Origin of the sequence: Methanobrevibacter sp. UBA417 (assembly GCF_002508845.1) — an archaeon.
Lineage (GTDB): Archaea > Methanobacteriota > Methanobacteria > Methanobacteriales > Methanobacteriaceae > Methanobrevibacter_A > Methanobrevibacter_A acididurans.
This window is the reverse complement of the sequence record NZ_DAZC01000033.1, coordinates 1-11,683: the sequence shown is the minus strand read 5'-3', so window position 1 is coordinate 11,683 and position 11,683 is coordinate 1. Positions and strand designations below refer to the sequence as shown.

Genomic DNA, 11,683 nt, shown 5'->3' with positions numbered 1-11,683 from the left:
TTTTTTTTAAAATTTTAATAAGAACATTTATTTATCTAAATTAATAATAAATAAATTATAAAATGTTAAATAATATTAATCTTGTCTTTAATCTCAATTTTTTGATAGATTAATAAATGGAAAATTATTATAAATTTCCTAATTTAATTAATATTTACTAATCATTTATGTGAGTGTAATTATGAGAAATATAATTGTAAAAGAATTAAATCAAACATATATAGAAAATATTGATATTGAAATTGTAGAAAGAAAAGGTATTGGTCATCCAGATAGTATCAGTGATGGTATAGGGGAATCTGTTAGTGAAGCTCTTTGTGAATTATATTTAGATAGATTCGGTGGTGTTCTTCACCATAACACTGATGAAGTTCAAATTACTGCTGGAGAATCAGACCCTCAATTTGGTGGTGGGGAAATCTTAAAACCTATAGATATACTTTTAACAGGAAGAGGTGTATCTGAATATGATGGTGAAAAACTCCCATTAGATCGTGTGGCAATTGAATCTGCTAAAGATTTCATTGATGATGCTATTATTAATCTTAATGTAGAATCCGATGCTGTTGTTGAATGTAAAATTGGGCATGGGTCTGGAGATTTAGTTGATGTTTTCGGAAGAGCTGGTGCTCCATCTTCTAATGATACTTCTTTCGGTGTAGGTTATGCTCCATTTTCTGAAACTGAAACTATTGTTTTAAATGTTGAAAAATTATTAAATTCAAAAGCATTTAAAAAACAACACCCTGCTATTGGTGAAGATATAAAAGTAATGGGATTAAGAGAAGGAGAAAAAATAACCTTAACTATTGCTTGTGCAATGGTTTCTAAATATATTTCTGATGTAGATGAATACAAATCTATTCGTGAAGAATTAAAAGATATTGTTGCAGATTATGCAACTAAATTCACTAATAGAGAAATTAACGTTTTTGTGAACACTGCAGATAATGATGAAGCTACTGATGAATCTGGTTATTACTTAACTGTTACTGGTACTTCTGCTGAAATGGGAGATGATGGTTCTGTTGGAAGAGGTAACCGTGCAAATGGTTTAATTACTCCATGCAGACCAATGTCTATGGAAGCTACTTCTGGAAAAAATCCAATAAATCATGTTGGAAAAATTTACAATATATTATCTAATAGAATTGCAGAAGATGTTGTAGAAAATGTAGAAGGAATTAAAGAAATTAATTTGATGATTTTAAGTCAAATTGGTAAACCTATAGATCAACCTAAAGCAGCAACTTCTCAAGTTATATTAGATAAAGGTTATAAATTAGAAGATGTTGATAAAAAAGTTGAAAATATTATGAATGACTGGCTCGAAAATATTTCTTCTATAACTGAAGATGTTGTAAAAGGTAAAGCTAGAACTTTCTAAACACTAATTAATTTTTTCATTTTTTTATTTTTAAAATAATTATTCATGATTTAAAGATGGAATATAAATTATTTTTATTTAATATTTCAAATAATACACTTATTTAATCATAGAAAAACATTATCATAACATTTACAGGAGATAATACATGCCATTAAAAGAGGCAGAAAAATCATATCAGTATTCAAAAATTGAGGATAAAGTCCAAAATTTTTGGTCACAAAATCAAATTTTTTCTAAAGTTAATAAATTAAATGCAAATGGTCCACAATATTCATTTTTAGATGGACCTCCATATTGTAGTGGTAAAATCCATTTAGGTACTGCATGGAATAAAGTTTTAAAGGATACTCATTTAAGATATAAATCTATGAATGGGTATTCTTTAAGAAGACAAGCAGGATGGGATACTCATGGTCTTCCAATTGAACATAAAGTAGAAGAATTAATGGGTATAAAAAGTAAAAAAGAAATTGAAAATAAAATTGGAATAGCTAGTTTTGTAAATAAATGTAAAGAATTTGCAATGGAAAATAAAGAAGCTATGACTAAACAATTTCAAAGTTTAGGTGTATGGATGGATTGGAAAAATCCTTACATGACTTTGGATCCTAAGTATATGGAATCTGCATGGTGGACTCTTAAAAGATCTAATGAAAAAAATTTACTCACTAAAGATTTACGAGTAATAAGCTGGTGTCCTCATTGTGAAACAGCTTTAGCAGCAGCTGAAATAGATTATGAAGAAAAAGAAGATCCTTCCATATATGTTAAATTCCCTTTAAAAGATAACATTTTATCTAAAGAAGAAAATAATGAAAATCTTAAAGAATATGTATTAGTATGGACAACAACTCCTTGGACTCTTCCAGCAAACTTAGCTATTTGTGTTAATTCTGATTTTAATTATGCATTTGTGAAAATTAATAATGAAATATTAATTTTAGCTGAAGATTTAGTTGAACCTATTTTTGGAGAACCTATAACTAAAAAAGTTTTAAAACACAAAATTGAAAAAGATTATGCTGAAAACGAAGATATTGAATATGAAAAAGAAGTTATAGAAACTATAAACTATCAAATTATCAAAATAGTTAAAGGTACAGATCTTGAAGGATTAGATTATGTTTATCCCTTATTTAATGAAATCCCAAAACAATTGGAAATGGATAAAATAGAAAATGTTCATAAAATATTACCTGGTGATCATGTAGAATTAGGAGAAGGGACAGGTTGTGTACATACCGCACCAGGTCATGGGCCTGATGATTTTGAAATTGGTAAAGAATTTGATTTACCAATATTTTGTCCAGTAAATGAAGAAGGAAAATTTACTGAAGATGCAGGAATATATGTTGGTGGATTTGTTAAAAAGTTCAATGAAAATATATTAAATGATTTGGAAAATAATGGATCTTTATTAAGAAATGAAACAATAATCCATAGATATGGAACTTGTTGGAGATGTAAAACTCCGATAATCTATTTAGCTACTGAACAATGGTTTTTAAAAGTTACTGAAATAAAACAAGAAATGCTTAATCAATTAAATCGTGTTAATTGGATTCCTGAATGGGCAGGACAACAAAGATTTAAAGATTGGGTTGAAAATGCTAAAGATTGGACAATTTCAAGACAAAGATATTGGGGAATACCTATTCCTATATGGGAATGCCCAAATTGTGGCAAAATTGAAGTAATTGGTTCAGTAAATGAATTAAAGAATAAATCTATATATGAAATTCAAGCTAATGATGATGAATTAGTCCACAGACCTTATGTTGATGAAATAAAATTTAAATGTGATTGTGGACATGAGATGACTAGAATACCTGATGTTTTAGATGTTTGGATTGATTCAGGAGTTGCTGGATGGGCATCTTTATATTATCCTCAAAAAGAAGAAGGCTTTAAAAAATGGTATCCTTATGATTTTATAACAGAAGGTCATGATCAAACTAGAGGATGGTTTTATTCTCAATTAGGTGCAGGTGTTATATCTTTAGATGAAGTACCCTATAAGAAAGTTTTAATGCATGGTTTTGTATTAGATGAAGATGGTAAAAAAATGAGTAAATCTTTAGGTAATGTTGTTAGACCTGAAGAAGTTATTGAAAAGTATGGTGCGGATATATTAAGATTTTATCTTCTTTGGGCATGTAAACCTTGGGATGATCTTAAATTTGTGTGGGATGAATTAAACAATGTTAAAAAAATGTTTAATATTCTGTGGAATGTGTATGTATTTTCAACTACTTATATGTCATTAGATAATTTTAATCCTGAAAATTGTACTAAAGACAATATAAACTTAAGAAAAGAAGATAAATGGATTATATCTAAAGCTAATACTTTGTCTAAAGAAGTAGGTGAAGATTTAAATAATTTATATTTCCATTTAGCAACTCGAAAAATCAACCATTTTATATTAGAAGATTTAAGTAGATGGTATGTAAGATTAATAAGAGGAAGAACTTGGGTTGAAAGTAATGATCCTGATAAATTAGGTGCTTATTACAGTCTTTACACAGCTCTTGAAATATTAATTAAAGTAATGGCTCCTATAACACCACATTTAAGTGAAGAAATTTATCATAATTTAGTTGTTAATGTTAAACAAACATCTAAAGAAAGTATACACATGGAAAAATGGCAATTTGATGAAAATCTTATAGATACTAATCTTGAAGAAATGATGGATTCAGTAAGAAATATCATTGAAGCATCTGCTAGGGCAAGAGATATAGTTAGATACAAATTAAGATGGCCAGTAAATGATATCACAATTGTTTCACAAGATGAAAAAATTATAAATGCAGTTAACTATTTTGAAGATATTATTAAAGACCAATCTAATACAAAAAATGTTTTAACAGCAAAAGAGTTTAAAGATTTATCATTTGTAGCTAAACCAAATTTAAAGATATTAGGCCCTAAACTTAAAGGAGATTTAGGATTAGTAAAAAAACACTTTGCTAATGCTGATGGTAATATTATTAAAAAAGAATTAGAATCTAATGGTAAATATATTGTAAAGACTGAAGATAGAGAAGGAAATTTAAAAGAAATAGAACTTTCTTCTGAAGAAGTTTTATATGATACTGAACTCCCTGATAATGTAGTTAGTTCTGAATTTGATGGTGGAAATGTTTTTGTAAATACAGAAATTACTCAGGAAATATTATCTGAAGCTATGTCTCGTGAACTTATTAGAAGAATTCAAGATATGAGAAAAGATATGGATTTGGATGTAGAATCTATGATTGGAGTTTTAGTTTATTCAAGTTCAAAATTCAAAGAATTAGTACAAAAACAGTCAGATTTAATTAAAAACGAAGTTAGAGCAATTACTTTTACATTAGTAGAAGGGAATACATCTGTTTGTGTGCCTGAATCTGAAGCTATTGAAGATGAATATACAAAGAAATGGAAAATAGAAGATGAAGAAATCATGATTTCTATAGTTAAAAAATAAGAAAACTATTGTTAGTAGGTGTTTAAATGACTTTGGAAAATTCTGAAATGGAATATATTAAGGGAATTCTTGGGAGAAAAATGAATCCCTTAGAAGAGGGTATGTTAGATGTTATGTTTTCAGAGCATTGTTCTTACAAAAGTAGTAGACCTATTTTGAAAACATTTCCGACTGAAGGTGAAAACATAATTTTAGGTCCAGGAGATGATGCGGGTATAGTTTCAATAACTGATAAATTAGCTCTAGCTGTTGGAATGGAGAGTCATAATCATCCTTCTGCTATTGAACCGTATGGGGGTGCAGGTACTGGAATTGGTGGAATTCTTAGAGATATAATATCTATGGGTGCAAAACCGATTGCTTTATTAGATTCTATTCGTTTTGGTCCAATAGATAAAGATCAAAAATCTAGATATCTTTTTGAACATGTTGTAAAAGGGATTTCTGATTATGGTAATAGAGTTGGAGTACCTACTGTTGCAGGAGAAGTTGAATTTGATGAATCATTTAGAACTAATCCATTAGTCAATGTTCTTTGTGCAGGTTTAGTGGATAAAGATAAACTAGTTTATGGAATTGCACCTAATCCTGGAGATGTCTTCTTTTTGATGGGGGGCAGCACAGGTAGAGATGGAATTCATGGTGTTACTTTTGCTTCTGAAGAATTAACTTCTGATTCAGAAACAGAGGATAGACCTGCTGTACAAGTAGGTGATCCTTTTACAAAAAAAAGAGTAATGGAAGCTTCTTATGAAATAATTGAAAAAATTAATGTTTCAGGAGTAAAAGATTTAGGTGGAGGAGGATTAACTTGCTGTATTTCAGAATTAGCTGATTCTTCTAACAATGGAGCTATAGTGGATTTAAATTCTATACCTCTACGTGAAACTGGAATGACTCCATATGAAATAATGTTATCAGAATCACAGGAAAGAATGGTTTTTGTATTGAATCCTGATGATGTGGCTAAAGCTAAATCTATTTGTGATAAACATGAAATTATTTCAGAAGTAATTGGAGAAGTTACTGATGGAGATAATATGATTATTTTTGATGAAAATCAAGAAATTGCAAATTTACCTACTTTATTGTTAGCAGATCCTCCTTCTCTTAATCGTGAGATTAAAGAACCAATTAAAAATGATGTTTGCGTTAAAGTTAATGATCCAAAATTATCTGAGTCTTTAATAAAAATTTTATCTTCTCCAAATATTGCAAGTAAAAAATGGGTTTATAAACAATATGACCATGAGGTACAAATAAGAACAGTTGTTAAACCTGGAGATGATGCAGCAGTTCTTAAAGTAGATGAAAATACAGCTGTAACATTAACTGCAGATTCAAATCCTATTTACACAAAATTATCACCTTATGATGGTGGGGCAGGTTCAGTTGCTGAAGCAATACGTAATGTAGTTTCTATGGGTGCCACTCCTTATGCTATTGTTGATTGTTTAAACTTTGGAAATCCTGAAAATCCTGAAATTTTATGGCAATTCCAAGAATGTATTAAGGGAATGTCTGATATGGCTTCTAAATTTAAATCTCCAGTTATTAGTGGAAATGTTAGTTTTTATAATGAAATGGAAGGTGTAAAAATTAATCCAACACCTGCTGTGGGAGTTATTGGTGTTGAAAACTTAAAGAATATTCGAACTATGAATTTCAAAAATGAAAATGATAAAATAATCATAATTGGAAAAACTTATGATGAAGTTGGAGGTTCTGAATATTATAGATCTGTTCATAACATAGAACAAGGAAAAGCACCAAAAGTTAGAATTGATGAAGAATTTGATAATGCAAATGCTGTTTTAAATTTAATTAAAGAGGATTCAAATGAATTTATCACTGCAGTGCATGACTGTTCTCAAGGAGGAATTGCAGTAGCTTTATCTGAAATGGCAATTTCTGGAGAATATGGTTGTGAAATTGATGTATCAAAAATTCCGAAAGAGGATGAACTAACTATTAATAATTTAATTTATTCTGAATCTCATGGAAGATATATTATCACTGTAAAACCAGATGCATTAAATGATATTTTATCAAAAATTAATGTTCCTTGTAGTTGTATTGGGGAAGTTAAAGGAAAATCATTAATATTAGCTGATATAAATATCTCAATTAAAAAATTAAATGATTCTTACAATGGAGTAATAGAACAATATATGTCATAATAAATATGTGATGAGATGGAGAAATTATATGAAAGGTTTTTTTTCAAAATTAATGCCATTAGATGATGCTTTAGAAAAAGTAGATAATTTTCAAAAAATTATGGATATAGAAAAAATAGATATTAAAGATGCTCATAATAGAGTTTTGGCTGAAAATATATATTCTTTTCATGATTCTCCACCATTTGATAAATCTGCTATGGATGGTTATGCTGTTTTGGCGGAAGATACATTTGGAGCATCTAATAATAATCATAAACATCTTAAATTAATAGATTTTATAGGTGCGGGGGACTTTTCTGAAAAAACAATAAAATCGGGTGAAGCAATTAGGATAGCTACAGGAGCTCCAATTCCAAAAGGGGCTAATGCGGTCTTAATGGAAGAGTACACCTCACATGAGGGTAATGATTTAGATATTCATTCTCAAGTTAGTCCTAAAGATAATATTTCACCTTTAGGTGAGGATTTAAAAAAGGGAGATAAAATTTTAGATTCAAATACATTTATTAGATCTCAAGAGTTAGGTTTGATAGCTTCAGCTGGTTTTAAAGAAATAAAAGTTTATAAAAAACCTAAAGTAAAACTAATTGTTACAGGTAATGAATTAGTTGAACCTTCTTCTACTTTAGATAAAGCTAAAATAATTAATTCAAATAAATATACAATTTCTTCTTTAATCCAAAGTACAGGCGCTACTGTTGAAGTAGAACATGCTCATGATAATTTTGAGGAAGTTAAATCTATTCTTATTGAAAATTCAAAAGAGTTTGATGTTATCATAACTACAGGTGGAACTGCAATTAGTAAAGGGGATGTTGTTGTGGATGCTGTAGAAGATTCTGGAGAATTATTATTTCATGGTGTTTCTATAAGACCTGGAAAACCTGTAGGGTCTGGTATAATTAATGATACTATTGTTTTCACATTATCTGGTCAACCAGTTGCAGCTATGGCCCAATTTGATATTTTTGCAAGAAAATATTTAATTCAAATGCAAGGGCTTAATTTTGATTTTAAAATTGTTGAAAGAGAATCCTTACTAAAAATTCCATCAAATTTAGGTAGAACTGATTTTATTAGAACTTATGCTGATGAAAAATATGCAAAACATATATTAAATAGAGGTTCAGGAATTATTAGATCAATGGTTGAAGCAAATAGTTATATAATCATTGATGAAAATAATGAAGGAATAGAAAAAGGGGACCTTGTAAATTTAGTATTTTTTAATTCAATGATATGGGATAAATATTAATTCCTATTTTTAATATTTATTAATTTAATTTTTGTAAGTGAAAACATGAATGGAATTTGGTATTATGTTATAGCTTTTATTATTATTTGGTTATTCGCTCTAATTTTTAAAGATTATTTAGTCAAACATGATGTGGAAGTTGAATTTCCAGTATTATTATGGAAGACAAAAAGACTTAGGGGATTTATAGACAGAATAGCTAATAAATCTAAAAAGTTTTGGAAATGGTATATGAATATAGGAATCATTATTTCATTTGGTTTAATGATTTTCATGGCAGTAAGTTTAATTTACTCATTTGCCAATATATCTCAAACTCCTGCAGTTGGACTAGTTATTCCTGGAGTTGATATCCCAGGATCACCAATTTTTATACCATTTCTTTATGGTATTATTGGTTTAATCACAGTGATTATTATTCATGAATTTTCTCATGGAATATTAGCTAGAGTAGAAAATGTAAAAATTAATTCTATTGGTTTATTATTGTTTGCGATAATCCCTGGGGCTTTTGTTGAACCTGATGAAGATGAAATTAAACATTTGTCCAAATCTGGTAAGTTAAGAATTTATGCTGCAGGATCAATGGGTAATATGGTTCTTGCAGTTATTTCTTTAATCATTGTTTTGGTTTTATCTTCTGCTGTTGTTCCAATGTATTTTCATGAAGATGGGGTAAGCATTGATAGGGTTGTTTCTGATGCTCCTGCAGATGGGATTTTAAAATCTGGAATGGTTGTAGAGTCAATAAATAATCAAAGTTTTGATAATTCTCAAGGTTACATAAATACAATAAAAACATTTAGACCATATCAAACGGTTCATGTATCGACGGATCAAGGAATTTATAGTTTTAAGTTAGGAGAAAATCCAAATAATAAAACTTTAGGTTATATGGGTGTTCAAACAGTTAAACATTATAGTTTTAATAATGATTTAGGGAGTAATCAATTAAGTCCTGTTCTTTGGGTAATATTTCCAATGATTCAATTATTTAATTGGATTTTTTTCCTAAATTTTGCAATAGGTTCATTTAATTTATTGCCTATGAAACCTTTAGATGGGGGTTTGATGTTTGAAACATTATTAAGTTATAAATTGTCTGAAAAAACAGTTCAATTGTTGACAAAATTTTCATCTTATTTAATGCTAATGATAATTATAATAAGTTTAATTTATGGTTTTAGTGCAGCATTATTATAAAAAAATTTTTTAATTTTTTTATTTTTCTATAAAATATAATTTACATGTACATGATTCGTTTGAAATCATGATTTAAAATTAGTAACTTTTATATTTAAGGTTAAATGATTAATTATTTATATATGATTATTGTAATCATTTATTTTAATGTATTGTTTTTTTATTTTAAAGGACTTTATTTTATATTCAAAAAATAGATTATTGATTTTTAAGTTTTTTATTAAAAATAAAAAAAGGTTAAAGAAATTTATAAATTATATCTTTCTTTAATTCCTTCTAAAATTCTTGAATGGCGTCCTTCATCTTTAGAACTTTCTCGGAAGAAATCGCTTGCATCTTCAAGACCAGCTTCTTTTGCTTTATCAGAAGCTTCTCTTTTTTCAACATTAGCTTTTAATTCACCATCAAGCATCATATCAATATTTTCACTTAAAGTAGGCTTAATAACACCATTCATTTCAGCAAATCTTGCTGCATGTTCAGCTTCTTCAAATGCTAATCTTTTAAATACTTCAGCTAATTCTCCATAACCTTCACTTGATGCTTGTCTAGCCATAGCCATATAAATACCTACTTCAGCAGTTTCTCCTTTGAAATTTCCTGCTACTTCTTTTTCTACATCAGTATTAACTGTAGTTCCTATTTTACGTTCATATTCTGCCATATTTTTTCCTCCAATAATTTAAATTTTCATTTTAATATATATTTTACATTAATATTAATTTTTGGGTATGTTTATAATTCTAATTTTTTTGCAGCTGCTACTAAGTCTTGACCTAATTTATATGCTGCTATTTTTTCGTCTTCATTAGGTACATAATAAATTTCATCTTTTTCTATTACATCAAATCCAGAATCATTTAAATATTCTGCTAATATATCTGGTGATCCACCTTTTCCTCCCATGGATCCAAATGTTACAGCAGGTCTTTTAAATCCTGTTCTGTTGAAATGAAGACCTTTTAAATAGAATAAAATATCTCCCATACTTGGGAATGGGTAATCATTTATTGTTGGATCACCGAATGCTACTGCTTTACTAGTTAAAATACTTTTAACAATTTCACTTCTTTCATCTTCATGTAAATAAAACATTTCAACATCATATCCTTCGGCAATTGCACCTTCTGCAATTTCATGTGCCATTGTTTGAGTTGAGTAATGCATTGTATCATATACTATAGTAATTTTATCTTCTGCTAATTTTCCAGTAGCCCATCCACTGTAAGCATTAATAACTTTCATAGGGTCTGTCCATATTTGACCGTGTGATGGTGCAATCATTTTAATTTTATCTAATAAATCTAATTCTATAATTTCATCAAATTTTTTTAGAACTTTTTTAGAAAGAGGAGTAATTAAATTTGCATAAAATTTTTTTGCCCCATCCATAAGTATTTCATCAGGAATATCTTTATCAAATCTTTTGGTGAAACATAAATGTTGTCCAAATGCATCATTTGGGAATAAAATTCCATCTTCTACTAAGAGAGTGAACATACTGTCTGGCCAATGAAGTAAAAATGCATCTAAAAATGCAAAGGTTCTTCCACCTAAATCTAATGAATCTCCAGTACCTACAGTTTGGAAATCTAATCCTTGAAGTGCGGGGTAATGTTTTTCTAATCCTTTTACAGCTATTTCACTACAGTATATTGGAGCTTCAGGGAATCTTTTATGGAGATCTACTAATACTCCACTGTGATCTTTTTCAACATGGTTTTGTATGATATAATCTATGTTTACATCTTTTCCTTCTTGTTCGAATGCATCATCTATACGTGCCATAATTTCTTCGGTTTTTCCTGGATATGCATTATCAATTAATGCAGTTTTATCTTTTCCAAATACTAAGTATGCATTGTAAGTAGTACCATCTAATGTGTATCCATGATAAGATCTTAAGTCCCAGTCAAGTACACCTATCCAGTATACTCCTTCAGCGATTTTTTGAGCTTTTGCTTTCATTTTTTCCCTCTAATATTTTTTTAGAAATTATTAAAAACATGTTCGTATTTACTAGAACATTAGTTTTATTTTATTAATTTATAATATATAAAGGTATTGTTTTAATAAAATATTTGATATCATTATTTTTCAATGAAATATAAAATTAAGTAAAAAATATCCAAAAAAAATTAAAAATATTATTAAATAAAATAATTATTATTTCAAGTTAA

At 28.4% G+C, this 11,683-nt stretch carries 7 protein-coding genes; 5 read left to right on the top strand and 2 right to left on the bottom strand.

Going from position 1 to position 11,683, the window contains the following annotated elements; translation table 11 throughout:
- Positions 1 to 181 precede the first annotated feature (181 nt).
- From BP769_RS07715 to BP769_RS07695, 5 genes are all read left to right on the top strand, one after another.
- Positions 182 to 1,387, top strand: coding sequence for a methionine adenosyltransferase (locus BP769_RS07715; RefSeq protein WP_413824980.1), 1,206 nt, complete (start codon positions 182 to 184; stop codon positions 1,385 to 1,387).
- 148 nt (positions 1,388 to 1,535) lie between these two features.
- Positions 1,536 to 4,862, top strand: a complete 3,327-nt coding sequence (ileS, locus tag BP769_RS07710; protein WP_413824983.1) for an isoleucine--tRNA ligase — start codon at positions 1,536 to 1,538, stop codon at positions 4,860 to 4,862.
- Positions 4,863 to 4,888: 26 nt separating this feature from the next.
- Positions 4,889 to 7,042: a phosphoribosylformylglycinamidine synthase subunit PurL gene (purL, locus tag BP769_RS07705; RefSeq protein WP_413824986.1), complete on the top strand. Its 2,154-nt coding sequence runs from the start codon at positions 4,889 to 4,891 to the stop codon at positions 7,040 to 7,042.
- Between the two features lie 28 nt (positions 7,043 to 7,070).
- Positions 7,071 to 8,300: a gephyrin-like molybdotransferase Glp gene (gene glp, locus BP769_RS07700; RefSeq protein ID WP_409198221.1), complete on the top strand. Its 1,230-nt coding sequence runs from the start codon at positions 7,071 to 7,073 to the stop codon at positions 8,298 to 8,300.
- A gap of 45 nt (positions 8,301 to 8,345) precedes the next feature.
- On the top strand, positions 8,346 to 9,503 hold the full coding sequence (locus tag BP769_RS07695; RefSeq protein WP_409198220.1) for a site-2 protease family protein: 1,158 nt from the start codon (positions 8,346 to 8,348) through the stop codon (positions 9,501 to 9,503).
- A gap of 247 nt (positions 9,504 to 9,750) precedes the next feature.
- Here BP769_RS07695 and BP769_RS07690 read toward each other — a convergent pair whose 3' ends face one another.
- Both BP769_RS07690 and BP769_RS07685 read right to left on the bottom strand, forming a co-directional pair.
- The gene (locus BP769_RS07690; RefSeq protein ID WP_409198219.1) at positions 9,751 to 10,167 is read right to left on the bottom strand and encodes a ferritin-like domain-containing protein; all 417 of its coding nucleotides are present in this window, start codon (positions 10,165 to 10,167) and stop codon (positions 9,751 to 9,753) included.
- Positions 10,168 to 10,238: 71 nt separating this feature from the next.
- Complete coding sequence (locus BP769_RS07685; protein ID WP_409198218.1) at positions 10,239 to 11,471, bottom strand: FprA family A-type flavoprotein; 1,233 nt, start codon at positions 11,469 to 11,471, stop codon at positions 10,239 to 10,241.
- Positions 11,472 to 11,683: the final 212 nt, after the last annotated feature.